The 23883-nt window shown below is 26.7% G+C and carries 23 protein-coding genes and 2 riboswitches; of the genes, 7 read left to right on the top strand and 16 right to left on the bottom strand.

Going from position 1 to position 23883, the window contains the following annotated elements:
- Nucleotides 1–175 precede the first annotated feature (175 nt).
- On the bottom strand, nucleotides 176–1033 hold the full coding sequence (locus tag J2S18_RS10000; RefSeq protein WP_307486485.1) for a 50S ribosomal protein L11 methyltransferase: 858 nt from the start codon (nucleotides 1031–1033) through the stop codon (nucleotides 176–178).
- Nucleotides 1034–1144: 111 nt separating this feature from the next.
- Between J2S18_RS10000 and J2S18_RS09995 the strand changes: the two genes are divergently transcribed.
- Together J2S18_RS09995 and J2S18_RS09990 are read left to right on the top strand one after the other, a co-directional pair.
- On the top strand, nucleotides 1145–2008 hold the full coding sequence (locus J2S18_RS09995; protein ID WP_307486482.1) for a TraX family protein: 864 nt from the start codon (nucleotides 1145–1147) through the stop codon (nucleotides 2006–2008).
- A 284-nt stretch (nucleotides 2009–2292) separates the two neighbouring features.
- The gene (locus J2S18_RS09990) at nucleotides 2293–3249 is read left to right on the top strand and encodes a D-2-hydroxyacid dehydrogenase (RefSeq protein ID WP_307486479.1); all 957 of its coding nucleotides are present in this window, start codon (nucleotides 2293–2295) and stop codon (nucleotides 3247–3249) included.
- A 167-nt stretch (nucleotides 3250–3416) separates the two neighbouring features.
- Here the strand turns inward: J2S18_RS09990 and J2S18_RS09985 are convergent, their stop codons facing one another.
- The 4 genes from J2S18_RS09985 to J2S18_RS09970 form a co-directional block, all read right to left on the bottom strand.
- A complete protein-coding gene (locus J2S18_RS09985; protein ID WP_307486475.1) occupies nucleotides 3417–4553 on the bottom strand; it encodes a Ger(x)C family spore germination C-terminal domain-containing protein in 1137 nt (378 codons plus the stop codon).
- The gene (locus tag J2S18_RS09980) at nucleotides 4531–5622 is read right to left on the bottom strand and encodes a GerAB/ArcD/ProY family transporter (protein WP_307486473.1); all 1092 of its coding nucleotides are present in this window, start codon (nucleotides 5620–5622) and stop codon (nucleotides 4531–4533) included. The genes J2S18_RS09985 and J2S18_RS09980 overlap by 23 nt, the downstream gene beginning before the upstream one ends.
- Entirely contained in the window at nucleotides 5591–7096 is a 1506-nt protein-coding gene (locus J2S18_RS09975; RefSeq protein ID WP_307486470.1) for a spore germination protein, read from the bottom strand. Before J2S18_RS09975 ends, J2S18_RS09980 begins: the two co-directional genes overlap by 32 nt.
- 192 nt (nucleotides 7097–7288) lie before the next feature.
- Complete coding sequence (locus tag J2S18_RS09970; RefSeq protein WP_307486468.1) at nucleotides 7289–8071, bottom strand: Cof-type HAD-IIB family hydrolase; 783 nt, start codon at nucleotides 8069–8071, stop codon at nucleotides 7289–7291.
- A gap of 181 nt (nucleotides 8072–8252) precedes the next feature.
- Nucleotides 8253–8337, top strand: a riboswitch (glycine riboswitch).
- A gap of 2 nt (nucleotides 8338–8339) precedes the next feature.
- Nucleotides 8340–8433: riboswitch (glycine riboswitch) on the top strand.
- Nucleotides 8434–8508: 75 nt separating this feature from the next.
- Between J2S18_RS09970 and J2S18_RS09965 the strand changes: the two genes are divergently transcribed.
- Complete coding sequence (locus J2S18_RS09965) at nucleotides 8509–9876, top strand: alanine/glycine:cation symporter family protein (RefSeq protein ID WP_307486465.1); 1368 nt, start codon at nucleotides 8509–8511, stop codon at nucleotides 9874–9876.
- A 95-nt stretch (nucleotides 9877–9971) separates the two neighbouring features.
- On the opposite strand, the gene J2S18_RS09960 is transcribed toward J2S18_RS09965, so the two are convergent.
- Nucleotides 9972–10244: an acylphosphatase gene (locus J2S18_RS09960; protein ID WP_307486462.1), complete on the bottom strand. Its 273-nt coding sequence runs from the start codon at nucleotides 10242–10244 to the stop codon at nucleotides 9972–9974.
- Between the two features lie 162 nt (nucleotides 10245–10406).
- Between J2S18_RS09960 and ndk the strand changes: the two genes are divergently transcribed.
- Complete coding sequence (gene ndk, locus J2S18_RS09955) at nucleotides 10407–10802, top strand: nucleoside-diphosphate kinase (protein ID WP_307486460.1); 396 nt, start codon at nucleotides 10407–10409, stop codon at nucleotides 10800–10802.
- A 37-nt stretch (nucleotides 10803–10839) separates the two neighbouring features.
- On the opposite strand, the gene J2S18_RS09950 is transcribed toward ndk, so the two are convergent.
- The 5 genes from J2S18_RS09950 to J2S18_RS09930 are packed head-to-tail and all read right to left on the bottom strand — an operon-like array spanning nucleotide 10840 to nucleotide 15130.
- Nucleotides 10840–11889 carry an ABC transporter substrate-binding protein gene (locus J2S18_RS09950; RefSeq protein WP_307486457.1) on the bottom strand — a complete coding sequence of 350 codons (1050 nt, stop codon included), beginning with the start codon at nucleotides 11887–11889 and terminating at the stop codon, nucleotides 10840–10842.
- On the bottom strand, nucleotides 11890–12672 hold the full coding sequence (locus J2S18_RS09945; RefSeq protein WP_307486455.1) for an ABC transporter permease: 783 nt from the start codon (nucleotides 12670–12672) through the stop codon (nucleotides 11890–11892). It abuts the gene before it with no gap.
- Complete coding sequence (locus J2S18_RS09940; protein ID WP_307486452.1) at nucleotides 12666–13505, bottom strand: ABC transporter permease; 840 nt, start codon at nucleotides 13503–13505, stop codon at nucleotides 12666–12668. The genes J2S18_RS09945 and J2S18_RS09940 overlap by 7 nt, the downstream gene beginning before the upstream one ends.
- On the bottom strand, nucleotides 13495–14553 hold the full coding sequence (gene potA, locus J2S18_RS09935) for a spermidine/putrescine ABC transporter ATP-binding protein (RefSeq protein ID WP_307486450.1): 1059 nt from the start codon (nucleotides 14551–14553) through the stop codon (nucleotides 13495–13497). Before potA ends, J2S18_RS09940 begins: the two co-directional genes overlap by 11 nt.
- 37 nt (nucleotides 14554–14590) lie before the next feature.
- The gene (locus J2S18_RS09930; protein WP_307486447.1) at nucleotides 14591–15130 is read right to left on the bottom strand and encodes a helix-turn-helix domain-containing protein; all 540 of its coding nucleotides are present in this window, start codon (nucleotides 15128–15130) and stop codon (nucleotides 14591–14593) included.
- Between the two features lie 403 nt (nucleotides 15131–15533).
- Here J2S18_RS09930 and J2S18_RS09925 point away from each other — a divergent pair, with 403 nt between their 5' ends.
- A complete protein-coding gene (locus tag J2S18_RS09925) occupies nucleotides 15534–16619 on the top strand; it encodes a GNAT family N-acetyltransferase (protein WP_307486444.1) in 1086 nt (361 codons plus the stop codon).
- A 22-nt stretch (nucleotides 16620–16641) separates the two neighbouring features.
- Here the strand turns inward: J2S18_RS09925 and J2S18_RS09920 are convergent, their stop codons facing one another.
- Both J2S18_RS09920 and J2S18_RS09915 read right to left on the bottom strand, forming a co-directional pair.
- Nucleotides 16642–16959 (bottom strand): hypothetical protein, encoded by a 318-nt coding sequence (locus J2S18_RS09920; RefSeq protein WP_307486441.1) that lies wholly within the window; start codon nucleotides 16957–16959, stop codon nucleotides 16642–16644.
- Nucleotides 16959–17354, bottom strand: coding sequence for a YtxH domain-containing protein (locus J2S18_RS09915; protein ID WP_307486439.1), 396 nt, complete (start codon nucleotides 17352–17354; stop codon nucleotides 16959–16961). Before J2S18_RS09915 ends, J2S18_RS09920 begins: the two co-directional genes overlap by 1 nt.
- A 228-nt stretch (nucleotides 17355–17582) precedes the next feature.
- On the opposite strand from J2S18_RS09915, the gene J2S18_RS09910 reads away from it, so the two are divergent.
- Entirely contained in the window at nucleotides 17583–18407 is an 825-nt protein-coding gene (locus J2S18_RS09910) for a hypothetical protein (protein WP_307486436.1), read from the top strand.
- 40 nt (nucleotides 18408–18447) lie between these two features.
- Here J2S18_RS09910 and J2S18_RS09905 read toward each other — a convergent pair whose 3' ends face one another.
- Nucleotides 18448–19851, bottom strand: coding sequence for an alanine/glycine:cation symporter family protein (locus tag J2S18_RS09905; RefSeq protein ID WP_307486433.1), 1404 nt, complete (start codon nucleotides 19849–19851; stop codon nucleotides 18448–18450).
- Between the two features lie 235 nt (nucleotides 19852–20086).
- Complete coding sequence (locus J2S18_RS09900) at nucleotides 20087–22537, bottom strand: transglycosylase domain-containing protein (RefSeq protein ID WP_307486430.1); 2451 nt, start codon at nucleotides 22535–22537, stop codon at nucleotides 20087–20089.
- A gap of 100 nt (nucleotides 22538–22637) precedes the next feature.
- On the opposite strand from J2S18_RS09900, the gene yunB reads away from it, so the two are divergent.
- Nucleotides 22638–23279, top strand: a complete 642-nt coding sequence (gene yunB, locus J2S18_RS09895) for a sporulation protein YunB (RefSeq protein WP_307486428.1) — start codon at nucleotides 22638–22640, stop codon at nucleotides 23277–23279.
- 61 nt (nucleotides 23280–23340) lie between these two features.
- Here the strand turns inward: yunB and hpt are convergent, their stop codons facing one another.
- Entirely contained in the window at nucleotides 23341–23865 is a 525-nt protein-coding gene (hpt, locus tag J2S18_RS09890; protein WP_307486426.1) for a hypoxanthine phosphoribosyltransferase, read from the bottom strand.
- Nucleotides 23866–23883: the final 18 nt, after the last annotated feature.

Genomic DNA, 23883 nt, shown 5'->3' with positions numbered 1-23883 from the left:
ATTAATGCAAATGATACATACATAACTGTTTATTAACATATTAAAAGAAATTTTGATATAATTTTACTTATGTGAAAATTATAATTTATAGAATAAAAAGATATATGTAGAAATTTAATAAGGCAATGCATTTATAAAGATTTAAAATAAATACATTACCTTATTTTATAATATTTTATTTAAATATTGCAGTACACCATTCAGCTGATTTAAACTTTTCAAGCATAGTAAAGCCATTAGATTCTATCATATCTTTTACAGAGTCAAAGCTCCACTGAACTAAACCAGAAACTAAAAGATATCCATCTTTTTTAATATGTTCTTTTATAAATGGCATAAACATTTCTGTTTCTTCTCCACCTATATTTATATATACCCAATCAAACTTTCCATTAACTTCAACCTCAGAAGATAGGGCATCTCCAACTAAAACTTTAATTGTTTCAATTCCATTTAAAGAAGCATTAAGTAACACTTCATCTTCTACATCTCTAATATCTAAAGCAACAACTTCTAAAGCTCCTTTTATAGCAGTAGCTAAAGATAGGATTCCTGAACCAGTTCCAATATCTAAAACTCTTTTATTTGAAAAATCTTTTGAAAGTATTATAGATAATAAATCTTTAGTTGTTTCGTGAAGACCTGTTCCAAAGGCACCTTGGGATATAAAATTTATCTTTTTCTTATCACTAACTTCTTCATCAGGTGAAGCTAGAACCCATTCATCATTAATATGTATTGCTGGCATTGAAAATTCTTCATATTCATAATTAATTTCTTCTACGGAATCTTCTTTTTTACCAATAATATTTGAAACTTTTTCTTTAAAAGCATCAAAATTTATTATATCTTCATCATAGGCTACCTTTAATATTATTGGTTCATCTTCCCTTTCAATATAGCCATAACCAAATTCATCAGTTGTAATTTCTAATGGATTTTCATAAAATACATTAAAAATATCTTCTATTTGCAATTTAGTAATTATATTCTCTACTTCATTATATTTTACTTTGTATGATAAAATATGCATATTTTCACCTCTTTATAATTGTCTACTAGATATAGTATTACAAAAGGCTTTTAATGTAAAGGTTAAAGAGGTATAATTTATAAATGTGAAATAAATAATAAGGAGAAAATAATGGACAGATTTAAGCTTAAAATATTAATGATTATTTTTATGCTACTTAATAACATAGCAGTTTTTTTTACTGGAGCACCATTTTGGTTTAATTATGTTGGTAGAGTAGTTATGCCCATATTCTTTTATCTTTTAGTTGAAGGGTATTTTAAAACATCTTCAAAAAATAATTATTTGAAAAGATTATTAGTGGCAGCAGAAGGTATGTTTTTAGGGAATATTATTATTTCTATTGGAATGTTAAAAGGCATAAAGGGAGAGGTTTTATCTTATGGAGATTTTAGTCCTTTAGCTTATTTAATTGTAATAGGGACTATAATATTATCAGTAGCACTTATAGTGATTACCATTAAAGAAAAAATTATATCAGATAAGAAAGCACTTATATTTACATTTTTAATGATAATAGGTAAATTACTTTTAAATTATGGATTTGATTCAAAAGTATATATAATACCAAATAATATATTCCTTTCAATGGTTGCAGCATTTATTATGTTAAATGGAATGGTTCAATTTAGAACTAAAGACTTTAAAGTAGCCTTTGTTAAGGTTTTAGTGGCTGTTTCTTTAGGGATTTTTACAGAGTCTTTAATAATAGGACCAGCACTTATATTTATATTTTATAAATGTTTTAATAATAGACGTGATATGTATCTTGCAATTGTTGTTTTTTCAGCATTATTCCTTTCAGGATTTAATATTGAAGCTTTATTAGCTTATCCTCAATGGATGATGGTATTTTCAATACCTTTTATCATGATATACAATGGTAAAAAGGGAAGAGATTTAAGATGGTTATTTTACATATTTTATCCAGTACATATATGGTTACTTTTTTTATTAGCTAATTTTATAAAATAAAAATTTATGTCTATGTTTTAAAATAAACATTTACCTAAAACATAGTCTAATTTGTAAAAGCCCAGTACAAAATGTAGCTTATTGTACTGGGCTTTAATGATAAATCATTAGATTGTTAGAAAAAATTCTAACCTTTAGAGAGGTATTGTTATTAAATTATACGCTTATAAATAGAAAAATATTCTTTAATCATAAATGAAGAAAAAATATTTATTATAATAGAAATAAAGTAGAAAAAATTTTATAATAAAAATAAGATATATATGATAGAAGGGAAGATTTATATGAAGAAAATTGTAGTTTTAGATGGAAAAACTTTAGGTGATGTTGATTATAATTTATTAAAAGAGTTTGGAGAGTTAAAATTATATGACATTACTAGTAAAGATGAGGTTATAGAAAGAATAAAGGATGCTAACATAATTCTTACTAATAAAGTTATATTAAATGAGGACAACTTAAAAAATGCAAAAAATTTAGAACTTATATGCGAAATGGCTACAGGCTTTAATAATATTGATATTGAATATGCAAAAGAAAGAGGTATAGCAGTTACTAATGTTGCTGGATACTCAACTAATACAGTTGTACAACATACCTTTGCTACAGTATTAAATTTATACGATAAAATAAGTTATTATGATAACTATGTTAAATCAGGGGAATATTCAAAGGCAGATATTTTTACAAATTTAGATAAACCTTTCCATGATTTAATGGGTAAAACTTGGGGGATAGTAGGTCTTGGAGCTATAGGTAGAGGAGTAGCTAAGGTTTGTGAAGCTTTTGGAGTTAATGTAGTTTATTATTCAACTTCAGGAAAAAATAACAATGGTGATTATAAAAGAGTTGATTTAGAGGAGCTTTTAAGAGAATCAGATATAATTTCAATTCATGCTCCTTTAAATGATAATACTAAAAATTTAATAAATTACGAAAATTTATGCAAGATGAAAAAGGAAGCAGTTGTAATAAATATGGGAAGAGGACCAATTGTTGTAGATAAAGATTTAGCTAGAGCAATAGATGAAGAAAAGATTTCAGGTGCAGCCCTTGATGTATTTTCCGTAGAACCAATAAAAGAAGATAATCCTCTTTTATCAGTAAAAAATAAAGATAGATTAATTTTAACTCCACATATAGCGTGGGCTAGTGTTGAGGCTAGAAATAGATTATTTACTGATTTATTAGAAAATATAAGAGCTTTTAATAGAGGAGAAAGAAGAAATAGAATAGAATAAAAATTTATTAAAGTGTAATATTTTAAATTTTAATAAAGGGGCAAAATAATAAACTGATAGGTAAGTATAATTAGTTTTATTATTTTGCCTTTTATTTATAATTAGTTTTTAAAATTACACTTTATATAATAAATTAAATTACTTATTTAAGTATTTAAAAAATATATTTAGTATAAAGATAAATTACCTATTCCAAATTTATTTATATTAAAATCTACATTAACATTTATTGAGGATTTTAATACTTCCTCATCCCAATTAGTAACTTTATGGCGACCATATTTAGTGGCAGCTATATATCCTAAGTTCAACAAATCCATTTTATAATCTGTTTTCATTGTAGATATAAATTCTGAAAGATTTTTTTTAAAGTAGTTATTTATTTTACTTTCCAGTTGTGTTTGTTCATAGGGAGAAATTATTAACCTATTAGAACTATTATTATTAAGTATTTGACCACTAACTTTTAAATTTATATCAAAATTAAAGGTTCCATCTTTATTTTTAGTACATTCAACTTTTCTTTTAGATATTGTATTAAAGGATATATATGAATTATCATTCTCTAAAAATGTAGCTATACCTGTACCAAAATTATTTCTTAAAACATTAAGGCTTCTAAATTGTTCTTTAGGAATGGAAGCAACAAATTTTCCTTTATCAAATACTGACATGGAAGTTAAATAGAGTTTATTATTTATTATATCTATATTTGGAGTAATAAATTTACAACCTTCTGTACTATTTTCAATATATGTATTATATAGTGTTTGAACATTAGAAAAATGGGAGTAAGATTGCAGGGAATTAACTAATCCTTCAATATAATCTGGTGCTGTAGAATATCCTGGAACTGTTATTTCTAAAACATCTTTAGGATCATTTGAAGTTGTAACAACTATTGCAGATCCATTTGTTTGAGTATTATTTAATAAACCATCTAAAGAGGGATTTATACCATCTTTTGATAGTTTTTTTGAAAAAAGATATATTTTTTCAGAGCCAAGGGAAAACTTTCTACCAGAGTGAAACTGTCTATCTATTCTAGATTCAGTTGAAGTTGAACCCTTTGCCTCTAATATATGGCTAGTTATTTTGCCTGGGGAACTAAAGTCATATACTAATACAGGAATAGAAAAAATTTTTTTATCCATAGAAGTATCTACATCAAAACCTATGCCAGCAACAAAATCAATATCTTCAATATTTGAAAAATGAAAGTGTTTATATAACTTCGATATTCCAGCAACACATAAAATAATAATTGATAATATAATATATCTACGAAGGGTTTTCCATGTCATTTTTATTCCTCCTTATTACAGATATAAATAATAGAAATATATTAAACAATACTAAAATCATCATCGGAATGAAAATGTAATTAACAAAATAAACTAAGTTTATTACATTACTAATTAACTTTGATATAAAATAAAAAAATGGTATAAGAATTACTAGCCAAAGTTTTTTATAATTAGTATTTTTCTTTGGAGGTAGTATATTAAGTATATTTGAAAATGAAAATGTAGAATTTTTTAAAGAATGTATTGACCAGCAAAGTATAAAAATTAATGTAAAACTATTAATAAGAGGTACTTTAATTGAGGCCATTATATCAAGCATTGGAAAATAAAATAAATTTAATGCATCAGGACCAAAGTAAAATATAGCTATAAATATTAACCAAGTAAGGATTAATATTAATACAGAAGTTGTAGTTATTGCTATTTTTTTATAATCTGATTTATTTTTTAAATAGGGTAAATATAATACCATTATTTCAAAGCCGGCGTATGCATATATACCATGGTATACAGCTTTAAATAGCTCTTTTGGAGCAATAGATAATATGGGCATTATATTTAATTTATTTCCTTTTGTTAAAGAAAAACCTAATAAAATACATATAGCAATAATTACATATAATGTAAATTGACCTAGTTTTAATTGAGCTTTGAATCTAAAAAATGTAGCTATAGACGCTACAATTATAACAATAATAAGAGTTTGGTATGTTGTATAATACCAAAGGATTGTATTTACAAGTATCATAGCAAATCCTGAAAAATGAGTAGCACTATAAGCAACTAAGTATATGATAAAAAATATGTTAAAGAAAGTTCCTAAAATTTTTCCAAGAAGTTCTAGGTTTATTTGAAAAATATTTTTGTCAGGATAAGCTTTAAAAACAAATCCATACATTGTAAAAAATAAAATGGGATATATACCAGATAAAGCTGTAGTTATCCATCCATTTTGAGCTGCATAAGTATTTATTATATCAGGAAATTTAAGTTCCGTTATAATTATGGAATAACCTATAAGCATACATATAAATTCACTTGTTGATATTTGAAGATTTTTTTTCATTATATTTTTCACTCCACTTTTTTATATGATTAGTACCTAGTCTAATTTTATCCTTTGTTTTGGATATAATAGGACGCTTTATAAGGCTTGAAAGTTTGCCTCTAATAAATGTATCTTTCATATCATCTGAGTAAAAGGATACATAGTCGATTCCATATACATTTAAATTAAAAAGATATAATAATAAAAAGAAAAATCCTATAACAAAGCCTAATATGCCAAAGGTGTTAGAAAGTATTAAAAATGGAAATTTAATAAGCCTTATAGATAGTGCCATTTGATAATTTGGTATTAAAAATGTGCATACAACACTTATTCCAACTATAAATAAAGCTGATGGAGATATTATTTTAGATTGAATTGCAGCATCTCCAATTATAATACCACTAACTATACTTAAGGTCTGACCAACTTTTGAAGGAAGTCTTAGACCACCTTCCCTTAAAAATTCTACAACTAAATCCATTGTAAATATTTCTAAAAATGGGGAAAGGGGAATTCCTTGCCTTGAACTAGCTATTGGTTGAACATATTTATCAATTAATAATTCAGGATTAAATTTAGTTAAAATAACATACAGAGAAGGAAGGGTTAAAACAATTATAATAGCAATAAATCTAAGGGCTCTAGAAAAGGATGCAACTATAGTTCTTTGATTATAATCATCAAGACTATGGAAAAACTCAATTAATAAAGCAGGAAGACAAAGGGCATAAGGACTACCTTCCATAAGAACTATAACTTTTCCTTCACTTAGTTTATCCACTGCATTTTCTGCTGAATCTGTTATATATCCTTGGGGAGCTATTGAATAATTAAATTCTTCAATATATTGTTGAAGAGCTCCAAGTGATTGAATATTATCTACATCTAATGATGCTATATCCTTTAATACATTGTTAACTACATTTTGATTTGCAATGTCTTTAAGATATAAAACATTAATATTTGTTTTACTTCTTCGTCCTAAATTCATATTTTTTATTATTAAATTTTTATCCTTTATTCTTCTTTTAAATATAGAGATATTAGTTTCTAATGATTCATTAAGGTCTTCTTTAGAAGAAGCTATTGTAGAAGTTATAGTTGGGGTAGAAATACTTCTATATTGTAGAGAAATTGTATCAATTATTATTGCCTTTCTTAATCCATAAAAGGTTAATATAGTTTTACCAGAACGCAGTGCATTAACTATATTTGAAAAGGAATCCTCTACTAAACAATTGCTTACAGGTAAAGCAACCTTAACTAAAAAATCATATTTATCAATATTATCTGGAAAGAGAACGTTAAAATTATACATAAGAGGATTTAAAATATCTCTATTTATAATGTCTTTATTTACTATTGATTCTGAATACATAATTACTATAGGGGTAGATTTATTTTTATCTATTAATAATTCTTTTATTATAATAGTTGATTCTGTAGATGTTGCACTTTTCATAAGTTCATTAACAAATTTATCATTCATGAGAATTTCTCCTAATTATTATTTTTAATAAATATATTCTTCTCATAAATTATTAGATTTATTCTAATAAAAAAAGCTATAAATTTAGAATTTGAAATTTCTAAACTTATAGCTTAAATGTGTATTAATATATTAAATTAAGGCTATCTAAAATCAACAGGAAACTAAAAGATAACCTAAATTAAAAAATTTTTAAAGTATACTTTTTATTACTTGAAGAACTCCATTTTCTTTGTTACTTTTTGCTATGAAATTTCCATAGGCTTTTACTTCATCTAGGGCGTCCTCCATAACATAACTGTAATAGGCTTGTTTTAGCATGTCCACATCATTAAAGTAATCTCCAAAGACCATAGTTTCTTCCTTAGAAATAGAATGTAATTTTTGTATTTTTGAAATAGCTGATCCTTTAGAAACATGCTTATTAGTTATATCTGTCCAGAATCTTCCTGCTACTGAAACTTTACAATATTTTTTTAAATCTTTTTCTACAATAGGATATGAGTTAGTTAACGCATTATCCATATCACAAATAGAAATTTTAAATATTTCATCATCTATATCATCATAAGATTCTATTATTGTTTTATCTAAATAATATTTATTAATTTCTTCTAAAGTATTTTTATTACAGTTTAAATGATAGAAACTTTTAACTCCACAAAAAACAACTGTTATATTTTTTACTTTATTACAAGAATTAATAATTTTTTTTATTATATTTTTAGGAATAATCTCTAAAGCTGTTACCTTACCATTTTCAACAACCATAGCTCCATTATCTGAAATGTATGATAATTCATCGGAAATTGGTTTGAAATCTCTATATAAAGTTTTATAAGGACGTCCACTAGCAACTATAAACTCAATATTCTTTTCTTTTAATTTATTAAATATATCAAAAAATTCTTTAGGTACTTCTCCATTAGGAGTTAATAAAGTACCATCCATATCTGAAGCGATTAATTTTATCAAAATATCACCCTTTCTCTGAAGTCTTATAACAAACACTATAATAGCACATATATTGCACTATTAACAATAATGATAATTATATAACAATAATGATGTAAATAAGGAATTATTTTAAACTTGATTTACAATAAGTTTATATTATATAATAAAAAACATAAAATAAAATTTAATATGTGTTCGGATGAAGGTAGTGGGAGAGTGATTAACTTATTAGTTAGTCCACCGAAGAGGGAAAATCTTTCAGGTTATAGGACCGCTATTGGACGAGCCTCTGGAGAGATTCAAAATTTTTATTTTGAACACCGAAGGAGCAAGGTATATAAATTTTTATATGCTGAAACTCTCAGGTAAAAGGACAGGGGATTTTTTGAAGTTAAATATATTTTTTAGCTTTATTTAATCTCCTCCAGAATTTTAAAATTTAGGAGGACTTTTTTATGGAAAAAATTTTAACAACTATGGACTCAATTGTATGGGGTCCGCCACTTCTTATTCTTCTTTTAGGAACAGGAGTGTATTTAACTTTTAAACTTAAGTTTTTACAAGTTACAAAACTTTCTAAAGCTTTAAGTTTTATTTTTAAGAAGGAAGAAGGAGCAAAGGGAGATGTATCAAGTTTTGGCGCTTTATGTACAGCTCTTTCAGCTACTATTGGTACTGGAAATATAGTTGGAGTTGCAACTGCAATTAAAGCTGGAGGACCAGGAGCATTGTTTTGGATGTGGATTGCAGCATTTTTTGGAATGGCAACAAAATATGCAGAAGGTGTTCTTGCTATAAAATATAGAGAATTTGATGAAAATGGAGTAGTAAAGGGTGGCCCTATGTATTACATACAAAATGGTATGGGAAATAAATTTCTTGCAAAGATTTTTGCTTTATGTGGAGTTTTAGTTGCTTTATTTGGAATTGGAACCTTTGCACAGGTTAATTCAATTTCAGAAGGTTTAAAGACAGCCTTTAATGTTCCAATAATTATAACTGCTATTGTAATTACTATATTAGTAGCTATGGTAACTCTTGGAGGTATACAAAGAATTTCTAAGGTTTCAGAAATGATAGTACCATTTATGGCACTTTTATATATTATTGGAGTTGTTATGGTAATTGTATTTAATATTAATAAAGTTCCAGAAGCAGTAAGATTAATAGTTCAAAGTGCTTTTAATCCAAAGGCTGCTTTTGGAGGAGCTACTGGAATATCTATAATTATGGTAATACAAAGAGGAGTAAGCAGAGGAGTCTTTTCAAATGAAGCAGGACTTGGAAGTGCACCAATTGCAGCAGCTGCTGCAAAGACAAATTCACCTGCAAGACAAGGATTAATATCTATGACAGGTACATTTTTTGATACAATAGTAATTTGTACAATGACAGGTATAGTAATTGTTCTTACAGGAATGTATAATTCTCCTCTAGAAGGAACAGCCTTAACAACAGCAGCTTTTGAAGCTGGATTACCAATAGCCTTAATTGGAAAATATATTGTTAATATAGGATTAGTATTTTTTGCTTTTACAACAATACTTGGATGGAATTATTATGGAGAAAAATGTGTTGAATATTTAATTGGGAAAAATGCTATTATTCCTTTTAAAATACTTTATATTGTATTAGTTGGAATAGGTGCATTTATATCTTTAGATGTTATTTTTATAGGAGCAGATATAGTTAATGGACTTATGGCAATACCTAATTTAATTGCAATTATAGCACTTAGAAAAATTATTTTTGAAGAAACAGATAAATTGTTTTATAAGGAAAGTAAAGAAGAAATAAAAGAGCTTATTTGTGAAATAGATTAAAAATAAAAGGGCAAAATAATAAACTAAATAATTTTATATAATTAATTTTTAAAAATTATATAGAATTTTAAATGTTTATTATTTTGCTTTTTAATTTAATAGACTACTTTAAATTTTTTCTCCTTCAAATTTACAGGAAGAGAAGTTATAGACATATCTATAACTTTAGAAAATCCATTTCCTTTTTTTATTATATTTAAAAATTTATTTATAGTATCATTATTTCCTTGAACTTCTAATAATACATCCCCATTAGAAAGGTTTTTTACCCATCCAGTTAAATTATAATTTATGGCATTAAGCTGAACAAAATATCTAAAACCTACTCCTTGAACACGGCCTGTAAAGGTTACTTTCATTCTATTCATAAAGACCATCTCCTTTTACAATTATTATTTATTATATCATAGAAAAATAAAATAAAAGTTATAAGACATAAATAGTCAGAAAATTAAGAAAAATATTGAATTTATAGGTTTAAAATAATAGAATATATATTATAAGGGAATTTATGGAGGTAATTAAGATATATGGAAAAGAGTTTAGTATTAATAAAACCAGATGGAGTAGAACAAAATGTTATAGGTAAGATACTTTCTATGTATGAGGAGGATGGACTTAAAATAATAGCACTTAAGATGATGACAATAGATAGAGAGTTTGCTATGAAACATTATAGTGAACATATAGGAAAGCCATTTTTTGAAAAATTAATTAATTATATAACTAGAGGACCTCTTTGTGCACTTATTTTAGAAGGGGATGATGCCATTAATAAAATTAGGAAAATAAATGGAGCAACAAATCCAGAAAAAGCAGAGAAGGGTACAATAAGAGCTTTATATGGTAAGAATTTAACAGAAAATTGTGTTCATGCATCAGATTCAAAAGAAAGTGCTAAAAGAGAAATAAATTTATGGTTTTAATAAAAAAGCAATCAAGTAAATTCTTGATTGCTTTTTTTTATGAACGGACTTTAATCCATGCATCATTATAGTCTTGTAATGCTTTATGATTTAAATCTGTAAATACTTCTGTATTTTTTAGTTCTTTTTTAGTTGGATATTGTTTTTGAACATCTTCTGGAAGCATTTTAAAAGTTTCTGTATTTGGAGTTTGGTAACCTATATATTCAACATTTGTAAGAGCATTTTCTGGATTGCATAAAAAGTTTATAAATTTTTCCGCTTCTTTTTTATGCTTAGCTCCCTTTGGAATAGCAAGGCAATCAAACCATTTATTTGTTCCTTCCTTTGGAACAACATATTTTATTTTAGGATTTTCATTCATTATATACGCAGCATCTCCTGACCAAACAGGTGCAATTGCAATTTCTCCACTTATCATAGCATCTTTAACTTCATCAACCATATAAGCTTGAACTAAAGGTTTTTCTTTTATTAATTCATTAGCAGCTGCATCAATTTGAGCTGGATTTGTTGAATTCATAGAATAACCAAGTCTTTTTAATGAAATTGCCATAGCATCTCTAACAGAGTCAAACATTGCAATTTGTCCCTTATAATCTTTATCCCAAAGTATATTCCAACTATCTACAGGTTTTTTTACTATATCAGGATTATAAACTATACCAATAGTACCCCACATATATGGCACAGAATACTCATCATTTGGATCATAAGGAAGATGTTTAAAATCTTTACCTATATATTTATAATTTGGTATCTCTTTATAATCTATTTTTTCAAGAAGATTTTCTTTTATCATCTTTTCTGCCATGTAATCAGATGGAACTATTAAATCATAATTACTAGAGCCATCTTTAATTTTTGAATACATTGTTTCATTAGTATCATAAGTGTTATAAGTAACCTTTATACCAGTTTCTTTTTCAAATTTAGTAATTAAATTTGGATCAATATAATCTCCCCAATTGTATATATTTAACTGATTTGAGGCTTCATTAGTTTTATCTTTAGAACAACCTGTAATTAAACCAATTATTACAGTTATGCTTAAAGCTATAGCAGCTAAAACTTTAAATTTTTTCATCTAGTTCACCTCAGCTTTTTTCTTCTTATTTACTATTAATAGTAGTGCAAGTACTGTTACAAACATTAATGTAGAAAGTGCATTAATTTCAGGTTTAATACCACGTCTTGCCATAGAATAAATCTCAATTGAAAGATTTGTTACTCCAGGTCCTGTTGTGAAGAAACTAATTACAAAATCATCAATTGACATTGTAAAAGCCATTAAAAATCCTGCAAATATACCTGGCTTAATTTGAGGAATTATAACTTTTCTTAAAGCATACCAAGGAGTAGCACCAAGGTCCATAGCAGCTTCAATAGTGTTATCTGGAAGTTGCTTAAGTTTTGGAAGTACTGAAAGTATTACGTAAGGTATATCAAAGGATATATGTGCAAGTAACATTGTCTTAAATCCAAAATCAAATTTTAAAAATATAAATAAACTCATTAAAGCAACACCAGTAACTATATCTGGATTTATAATAGGTAAATTATTTATACTTAATAATAAGGCTCTTCTTTTCTTCTTCATATTATGAATACCAATTGCAGTAATAGTTCCTACAATAGTTGCAACAACAGAAGCAATAAGAGCTATTAAAATAGTATAGTAAAGAGCTTCCATTAAAGTATCATTATGAAGAAGTTCTCCATACCATTTAAAAGTAAATCCACTCCATTTTCCCATTGATTTTGAATTGTTAAATGAGAAAACCATTAAAGTAACAATAGGAGCATATAAAAATATAAAAATTATTGCAAGATAAAATCTTTTAATAAATTCATAAAATCTATTTACCATAAGTTTCCACCACCTTCATTTTCATCTCCATCAAATTTTGACATTAAGGCCATAGAAATTAATATTAAAATCATTAGTATTATTGCTAATGCTGAACCAAAGTGCCAATCACTCATAGTTGTAAATTGTTGTTCTATAACATTACCAATTAACATTTCCTTTCCACCACCTAAAAGTCTTGAAATAACGAAAGTTGAAACTGCTGGCATAAATACCATAGTTATTCCTGATATAACACCAGGAAGACTTAGTGGAAATATAACCTTTGTAAATATTTCTTTTTTATTTGCACCAAGGTCAGAGGCTGCATTTATTAAGTTTTGATCCATTTTAGATAAAACTGTATAAATTGGCAGTATCATAAATGGTAAAAAGTTATATATCATACCAAGCAATATTGCACCATTTGTATAAAGAAACTGAATTGGTGATATTCCAAAGTTCCCTAAAAAAGTATTTATTATACCATTTTTACCTAGTATAGGTAACCATGCATATGTTCTTAATAAGAAATTCATCCACATTGGTAATATAAACAGCATAATAAGTAAATTACGTTTACTCTCTGGCATTTTTGAAATAATATATGCAACTGGATAGCCGATAATTAAACAAACAGCTGTTGAAATAAGTGCTAAATAAATAGAACGACTAAATATTTTAATATATTGTGGGTTCATAAGTCTTTTGAAATTTTCAAAAGAAAATTGATAACCTGATCCTGAATCTGTTGTTAAACTAAAAAACAAAATCATTAATAATGGAACTACTATGAATAAAGCGCTCCATATAATATATGGATAAGCAGCTAAACTGCTTTTTTTATTGTTCATCGCAAGTCACCTTTTTCATTACATGAATATCTTCAGGATATATGTCTATTCCAATGATGGATCCAATTTCAGCTGATTTTGTATTATGAATAATCCATCTTTTAGGATAATTTTCAATTTCAATTTCAATTTCATAATGAACACCCTTAAATATAACAGAAATAACTTTTGCCTTAAGCATTCCTTCATCTGCTTTAACCATTTTTATATCTTCAGGTCTAATAACTATATCAACAGGTTCATCCTTTTTAAATCCTTTATCAACACTTTCAAATGTTCTTCCTAAAAATTCAGTTTCAAAATCATCATGCATAATACCATCAACTATGTTACTTTCTCCAATGAAATCTGCAACAAAAGCATTTGAAGGTTCATTGTAAATATCTTGTGGAGTACCCATTTGTTGAATAATTCCTTTATTCATTACAACAATTGTATCTGACATAGTTAAGGCTTCCTCTTGATCGTGAGTTACAAATATAAATGTTATTCCTAATCTTTGTTGAATTTTCTTAAGTTCAATTTGCATTTCTTTTCTAAGCTTTAAATCTAATGCACCTAAAGGCTCATCTAAAAGTAAAACTTCAGGTTCATTAACTAGAGCTCTTGCAATTGCAACTCTTTGTTGTTGTCCACCACTTAAAGAATCAATACTTCTTTTTTCAAATCCACTAAGGGCAACTAACTTAAGCATTTCTGTTACTTTTTCTTTAATTATATTTTTAGGTGTTTTTTTAATTTTTAGTCCAAAAGCTATATTCTCATAAACATTCATATGAGGAAATAAAGCGTATTTTTGGAAAACTGTATTTACAGGCCTCTTATGAGAAGGTAAGCTTGCCATATCTTTTTCATCAAAAATTACCTTACCTGAATCAGCAGTTTCAAATCCTGCAATAATTTTTAAAGTAGTTGTTTTACCACAACCACTTGGTCCTAAAAGCGTTAAAAATTCATTTTTCTTTATATTAAGGTCAAGATCTTTTAAAACCTCATTATCTCCATATTTTTTACTTATACCTTTTAGCATTAAAATATTATCCTTCATAATAAAACACCTCTTTCTAGAATTTAAAAATAAAATATTAAAATGATGGGGGAGTACTTATCCATATAACTTTGGCTATAGTTTTCCCAGAATTTGAAAGGTAGTGATTTGATTTTGGCTTAAAATAAAAACTTTCTCCTTTTTTTACTTTATAGCTTTTATCACCTAAATGAAGAATTATACTTCCATTTAAAACAAATCCAAATTCTTCTCCCTCATGAGGTTCTTCCTCAATATACTTACCATTAGGCTCTAATGTTAACATAATTGGTTCCATGTCATTTTTTTGAGCACTTGGTACTAACCATTTTAAACTGTATCCTAAATCTTCATCTTCAGTTTCAAACATATCATCGCTTTTATATGTTATTCTTTCTTCCCCTTTTTCACTGAAGAATTCAGTCAAATTAGTTCCTAAAATTTCTAAAATATCTACTAAAGTAGCTATAGATGGGGAAGTCAAATCATTTTCAACTTGAGATATAAAGCCTTTAGACAATTCACATCTATTAGCTAACTCTTCTTGGGTAAGCCCCTTAGCAATTCTAATACTTCTAATCTTATCTCCGATTTCCATGTCTTCACACCACCATTTCTATAATAAATATAACTTTTACTAAACATAAAGTTTAAGATTACTAAACAAACAAGAATAATTATAATGATTAAAGAGAAAAAAATCAATATATTTAATAAAAAAATTTAAAAAAATTATTATGTAATTCGTTGGTGTTAGGGAGCTATATAGGAAAATTGATAAAAAGAGTTTAATAAAAGGTGAAAAAAAGTTTAGTAATACTAAATATTTTAAAAATAAGTGAATAAATTGAAAAAGTTGGCAGAGATTAACGATGGAATGTTAATAAAAATTTATAATAAATAAAAAAATAGTTAATACATAAAAAAGTAATAAAAATTTGATATAATAAAAGAAAGCTGAAAAATAGAGAAGGGTGAAATTTTAATAAAAGGTGATTATAATGAAGCTAAGAGAAGGATTATATAGAAGAAACGGAAAAAAAGTATATATAAAACAGCCTGAATATGATGAATTAAAATTTGTTCAACAACTTTGGAATGATGAAGAAACAATGAAAGATATTGGGGGAGTATTTAATTTTTCGCAAAATAAATGGGAAATGTTTTATAAAAAGATGGTTAATCCAACAGATGGCAAAAATTTTTATTGCTTAGTATATGATAATAAAGATAAAGCAATAGGAGAAGTTAGTTTTCATGGATACGATTCTGCCACTAAAATTGCAAGATTCAATGTTAAGATTCATTCAAATTATAGAAATAGAGGATATGGAGAAGAAGCAGTAAGACTTTTACTTGAATATTACTTTTTAGAATTTGGTGGAGATATGTTAATGGATAACGTATTAACTATTGAAGGTGAAAAGGTTGCTCAAAAGATAGGATTTGAAGAAGTTAGAAAATTTAGTGGAAAAACTACTATGAGAATTACAAAGGAAGAGTTTTTAAATTTTGATAAAGGAACAAAAACCAATATAGGAATATTAATGATAAAAAATATGAATATGAATGATTATACTATGGCAAAGGAACTCTTTGAAAAAGCAAATTTTATTTTAGGAAAAACTCTATTTAATGTTTATGGAATAAATATTGATAATAATTTTAAAATAAGCAAAAATATATCCTTAGTATTAGATGATAATAAAGTTGAAAAGCCTAATGTTTTAATAGTCCCTGGTGGTAAAAATATGATTTTAGAAGATAGCAAGAAAAAAATCACTAATTGTATATTAAAATGTTATGATGATTGTGATTTTATATGTGCTATTAATGAAGGTATATATTATTTAGCAAGTTGTAGTGAATTAAGTGGAGTACTAGTCCCTTATGGAGAATGGATTGAAGGGGTAAATGTAGAAAAAACTGATTTTAGATTAGTAAAAAGGAATTATACTGATAATGGTAAATTAATGTTAAGTACAAATATAATGGGAACATTAGAGTTATATTTAAATTTAATTAAAAAAATAGGTGGTAACGATTTAGAAGAAAAGTTAGCCTATGAAATAGGATTAAAAAAGTAAGTGGAAATATTTATATTTCCACTTACTTTTTTAAAAATACATTTGCAATAATAGTAATTATATCTTTAACTGTATTTAGTTGGTTTGTTATATTTTCCTTTGCAACTATAACATCAGCAGTTGCTTCTGTTGCTACATCACTTATATCTTTAACATTTTCTGTTATATCATTAACATTTGATAAAGTAGAATTAAGATTTTTTTTGTTTTCATCTAAAAGAGAATCTACTTTAGTTAAAAGGTTTGAAAGTTTTAATAAGCATATTATTAAAAATACTAATGCAACTGCACCTAATATTCCTACAATAAACCAAAACAATCCAACAACACTAATATACATTATTTATTATCCTCTGAATTTTCTACTTTTTCAGCAACAGTTTCTTTAGTATCTTCTTCAGTTTCTTTTTCTTCAGGGTCTTCTGTAACATCTTTGTTATTAAGCTTTTTACTATCTAAATATTCTTTAATTTTTGATTTAGCATCTAATATATTGTTTTTACAATTAGCTGAAGCTACATTTGCTTTGCTTTTAAGTTTTTCATTAACATCCTTAGCAGCATCTTTTAAATCATCTCTTGTTTCTTTTCCTGATTTAGGTGCAAGTAATATACCGCTTAAAGCTCCTGCAATAACACCTACTGTAGCGCCTGTAGCTAATGTTTTAGCAGTTTTCTTTTGTGCTTGTCTAGCTTTTTGTTTTCTTTTTTGTTCTATTAATTTTGATAAATTCATACAATAACCTCCTAAAATAATAAAAATTTGATAAATTTGTTAGCTTCATTATACTATAATGAAGAGAGGAAGGACAAGACAAATAAGGTTAATTAAACCAATGTTAATATATTGATTAAACTATTTAAAAAGTATACAATTATTTGATATAGTATTTCATAAATTAAAGATATAGTGTAAAATTAATATGTATAATTAGGTGTTATCTTTTAATATAGGAGGGGATTTATGAAAGACCAAAAAAGAAGATATGTAAGTATCTTAATAGTAATAATACTTTTGATAACGATACCTATTATTTTATATAATTACTATGGACCAGGAAGAAAACAAATTGTTGCAGCAAATAAATTTATAAAAAAGTTGCAAAGTGAAAATATGATTGAAAAAAACAATGAACATATAAAGTTCCAAATGGAAGAGAAAACAGGAACAGATAAAGAAAATGAAACTTATTCTCTAATAAGTAATAACTACAGAATTGATTTAAATAAAAATTTTGATGTAATTAGTTTTGCAGATAAAATGAAAGTTAATAATGTTATCAACGTAACTCCAGAAGAAGGAGAAGGGATTGCAAAGGAATATTTATCAAAAATATGTAGTGGGGATTATAGAGTAAAAGAAGTAAATAGAAATGATTTAAAGGATGAATCACCTTTTTATTCAATAATTTTTTCAAAGTATGAGGATGGATATCCTTATTATTCAGAGGAAGTAATTATAAACATAAATAAAAATAATGGGAAATTACAAGGATATGTAAATAAAACTAAAGATGATAATCATAATGATATAAAGATAAATATTTCAAAGGAAAAAGCAGAAGAAACAGCCTTAAAGTTATTTAAAAATGTTAGTAGTGGCGGAAAAATTAAAGGAAAGTCCTATTTGGCATTTTGCAATAAAAAGGAAGTTTTAAATAAATCAGAGCTAGCTTATGTAGTTAATGTTTCAAATGATAAGGAAAACATGATTTATTTTATATCTTCTGATTCAGGAAAATTAATAAATGCATTTAGTAATACAGTAAAGAAAACAAAAGTAGAATAAAAAAATAGCAGATTTTAATCTGCTATTTTTTTATTTATAATTAATTCCATTCTGAAACGTTTTTTAAACCTGGTATTGAAGAAGCTTTAAATAAAGGTTCTTTTATTCCTGATTTTTTTTGTTCTGAGTAATCTCTTAATGCTGCAAATGCTTGTTTACTAAGCATTGTTATAGCAATTAAGTTTACAACAGCCATAAGTCCCATAAATACATCAGCTAAATTCCAAACAATTTGAATTTCAGCAATTGAACCAAAGAACACCATAGCTACAACAAGAATTCTATATATAAATACATAAGATTTCTTTTTAGTTAAGAATTCAATATTTGATTCTCCATAATAGTAGTTACCAACTATAGAACTAAAGGCAAATAGAAGAATACAAATTGCTATAAAACTATTTCCCCAAGGACCAACTTGAGCACTTAGTGCTTTTTGAGTAAGTTGTATTCCTGTAATTGAACGATTAGTATAATCAACACCTGATAAAAGAATTATAAAAGCAGTACAGCTACAAATTATTATAGTATCTGTAAAAACTCCTAAAGTTTGAATAAGTCCTTGTTTAACAGGATGAGATACTGTAGCAGTAGCAGCAGCATTTGGAGCACTACCCATACCAGCTTCATTTGAGAATAACCCTCTTTTAATTCCCATAAGCATAGCACCACCTAATGTACCACCTGCAATTTCTTTAAATCCAAAGGCATTTTCAAAAATTAATTTTATTACTGAAGGAACCTCTGTAATATTAATTAATAATATAAATACGGCAACTGCAATATAAGTTAATGCCATTATAGGTACTATAACTTCTGAAACTTTTGCAACTCTATGAACTCCACCGAATATTACAAAAAGAGTTATTAAAGTTAATATAGCACCAACAATTAATCTGTCTACACCAAAGGCATCATTAAATGCTAATGTGATAGTGTTTGATTGAACTGAATTAAAGATTAGACCGAAAGCTATTGTAATAAGTATTGAGAATATAACACCCATCCATCTTTTCTTTAATCCCTTTTCCATATAATAAGCAGGACCTCCTCTAAAGGAACCATCTGCATTTTTCTCTTTATAAATTTGTGCCAAAGTTGATTCTATAAAACTTGAAGCTGCACCAATAAGTGCAATTAGCCACATCCAAAATATTGCACCAGGACCACCTAGTGAAATAGCAATAGCTATACCAGCTAAGTTTCCAGTACCAACTCTTGAAGCTGTACTAATACAAAATGCTTGGAAAGAAGAAATATGCCCCTTCTTTTTTTCTGATGAAAATCCATCTCCTAACAATCTAAACATTTCTTTAATGTATCTAAATTGTACAAATTTAGTTTTAAAACTGAAATAAACACCTAAAATTAATAACATAGCTATTAATACATAAGTCCACAAAACATTGTTAAACTGTAAAATTATATCATTTAATACTTTCAAAATATTACCCCTCCCTTAATTATGTTATGTAACAATTTATTATATTTTATAATAGAAATATGAAAATTGCAAGAACTAATTTCGATTTATTCATAAAGACGTATTTTGTCGTTTAAAACAATGAAAAAAGTGTAATATATAAAATGCTGTGCAGGAAGTTGACTACGAAAATTCATATATAAATGTAAAAAGAACCATTTTATTAAAATGGTTCTTTAAAATTTAATTAATTATTTTATCTATCTGGTTTAGCGTCGTTAGAATTATTTGTATTTTCATTGTTGTTAGATTCTTGCTTATCTTTATCTTTGTCTTTGTTTTTATCTTTATCCTTATCTTTGTCTTTTTTATCTTCAGTTTCTGGTACTGAAGTCATATTATCAGTAGATGTTGGAAGAACATATTTATAATCCTCTGTTTTAGAATTTGTATAATCTTTTTTAATAAACACCTTATTTTCTATTAATGATTTAGGTGTATTATCATTTGCAAGTTTTCCGTTTAACTTGTTAACTGCTGCACTTACATGAGTTTCACAGTAATTTGTTGGTTGAGTTCCATCTATGAACATTTCAGTACGTATTCTATTTCCTCTAGGGTCATGTCTACATAAATCAGTAGGTAATAATCCTGAATCCATACATATAGGAACTTCAACAATACCAGAAGGTTTTTTAATATCAGCTGTACTTAAACCTTCATTTGCTTTTCTCATAATTTTTCCCCAAAGGTTAGCAGTTGTAATTCCTGATCCACCACCTTTAATTGGTTTTTGATTATCATATCCAACCCATACAGCACCACTTAAATGAGGTGTTAATCCAACGAACCAGTAATCTTTACCATAGGAAGTAGTACCAGTTTTACCTGCAACTGGCATAGCACCAAATTTTGCAGGACCAGCATTATATGAAAGAGGTCCCTTCATCATATCGTAAACAATATAAGCTGCTTGAGGTGAAAGAATTTTTTTATCTTGTTTAGTATTATCTAAAATTACTTTTCCATTTTCATCTACAACCTTTGTATATAATCTAGGTTTTACATAAATACCATCATTACCAAAAGTTCCTACAGCAGAAGCCATTATAAATGTATTACCACCATCTGGATCTTTAGGACTATTGGCAAATTCACCTAATGCATAAGTAGATATATTTTTAGATTCATTAGAATATTTAAGCCCAAATTTTTCACCATAAGAAAGAGAAGTAGCATCTCCAACCTTTAGCTGAGTTAAAGCTGAACCAACATTACTTGAGTATTTTAATGATTCTCTTAAAGATAATAATCCTCTGTAATGATCTGGTGAGTTTTTAGGGTTATAAGTTGATATTGATTTTGGAATAGGGGCATCATCTATAACTGAAGCTGCTGTTAACTTTTTAGTATCTATTGCAGGTCCATAAACAGTAAAAGGTTTTGTTGAAGAACCTATAGATCTTAATGAGTCGTAAGCTCTATTTAAAGAACGAGCACCTTGATCGCCTCTTCCACCAACTAGGGCTAAAACTTTACCATTTCTATAATCTGTAACTGTAGCTGAAGCTTGAAGTAATGGTACACCATCTTTATCTAGCTTATCACCACCAGGAATATTGAAATTACTATAATTATTTAAAACTTTTTTAGTATAATCTTGTAAACTTTTATCCATTGTTGTATAAACTTTAAGTCCACCAGTTAAAACTAAGTTTTCTACTTGTTCATCACTATATTTATATTTTGCTTTTAAATCATTTTTTACTTGATCTACAGCTGCATAAATAAAATCTTCATATGGAAGTTTGTAATCCTTTTGAGATTTTTTGAATTTAAGTTTTCCGTCATCTAAATCTTTTATTGCTTTATCATATTGATTTTGAGTTATATATTTATGTTCTAGCATTTTTGATAATACAGTTTTAGTTCTATTTATATAAATGCTAGGGTCTTTTTCATTATTAGGATTATAAGCACTATAAGTTGAAGGTGCTTGAGTAACTCCTGCAAGATAAGCACATTGTATAAGATTTAAATTTTCTACATCAGTACCAAAATACATTCTAGCACCTGCTTGTGCACCATAAGCAATTCCCCCTACAGGAAAGTGATTTAGGTAAGCAGTTAGTATTTCATCTTTTGTAAGCATTTTTTCAAGTTCTAATGAAAGATACATTTCACTAACTTTTCTTTCAATAGTTTGTTTGTTAGTTAATATTGTATTTTTAACTAATTGTTGAGTAATAGTAGAGGCACCTTGAAGTCCACCTTTCCCAGTTACCACATATATAGCATCATTAGCTACTGCACCTAATATTCTTTTGACATCAATACCATTATGATCATAAAATCTTTCGTCCTCTATTGAAACTATTGCATTTTTTAAATTTTTAGGTATTTTATCAGAAGTGGATTTTTGAGTATCTTCCTTTCCATGAAGAGATGCTAAAAATTGATCTTTATTATCGTAAGCTTGAAGGGTTTGATCTACATTAACTACTTTATTTACATCAATAGGCGGCGTGTTCTTTACTATAGCAACTATATATCCTACGCTTATTACAGCTATTGCTAAAAACGCAAATAAAACACTAAGTCCAATCCATTTTAATATTTTCTTCTTTTTAGTTTTTTTTTCTTTAGTTTTTGAAGCTTGGCTATTTTTTATGTTTGTATCTTTTTTTGACTCTTTTTTATCTGCCATTTCTTCCTCCCAATCTCTTAAAATTAATGAATAATATTTTTATCCATTATAGCATAATTATAATATGAGTAAATCAATAACTCAATAAAAAAGGTGTTATATGAAATATTATACAAAAATGCGAAAAAAAACATATAAATCTGTTGTAATTGTTATTATAACCATATTTATTTTTTTTAATCTATTATTAATTATTTTTGATAAAAAGGTTATGCCATCAGTAGTATCAATAGCAGAGACAACTATGAGAGCAGAAACTATAAAAACAATAAACAAAATAAGTATAGAAGTTTTTGATGAAGAAGTAGCAAATAATGATATAGTAATAATAGATAAAGATAAAAATAATAAAATAAATTTAATAAAGGCAAATACATTTTTACTAAATAAAATTACTAGTGAGATATCAATAAGATCTAATAATGAATTAGATGAGCTTGGAAAAAAGGGGATAGAGGTTCCTTTAGGTTGGATAACAGATAAGAGTATTTATTATAATTTAGGACCAAATATAAATATAGAAATGGAACCTATTGGAAATATAGAAACTAGCTATGAAACTATTTTTGAAAGTGCAGGAATTAATCAAACTAGACATAAAATATATTTAAATGTAAAGGGAAGAATCAAAATAATTATACCTATGTATAATAGGGAAATTGAGGTAAATACTCAAATTCCTTTATCAGAGACAATAGTAGTTGGAGAAATACCAGATACGGCTATAGATTTTAAAAAATAAAAGTGACAAAGGATTTTAATCCTTTGTCACTTTATTTTTGCTTAAAGTAAATTTTTATATTTTAGCATTCCCAATTAAAAACATAAGGAACATTTCTGTAGTAGTCTCCGTAATTTAGACCATATCCTACCACGAATAAATCTTCAATTTCAAAGCAACAATAATTAGGAGTAATGTCAACTTTTCTTCTTGAAGGTTTGTCTAATAATACACAAGTTTCAACTGACTTAGCACCTAATTTCTTTACGTGATTAACAACAAAGTCCATAGTTATGCCGCTATCGACTATATCGTCAACTATTAGAACATCATATCCTTCTATATTGTCTGGAATATCATTTACAACTTGAACTGTTCCAGAACTTGATTCATTGTGTCCGTAGCTTGAAGTAGTCATAAAACCAATTTTAACTTTTGTATCTATGTATCTAACTAAATCAGCTGCATATATAAAGCTTCCTCTTAATAAAGATAAAACATAAAGATTTCTATCTTTATAATCCTCTGTTATTTCTTTTCCAAGTTCAGCTATTCTTTTTTGAATTTGCTCCTCTGAGAATAAAATATTACGTTTTTTTCCTTCCATTAATAAAACCTCCAAGTA

The sequence above is a fragment of the Eubacterium multiforme genome, assembly GCF_030813415.1.
GTDB lineage: Bacteria > Bacillota > Clostridia > Clostridiales > Clostridiaceae > Clostridium > Clostridium multiforme.
The sequence above is the reverse complement of the archived record's forward strand: the minus strand, read 5'-3'. Positions and strand labels throughout refer to the sequence as shown.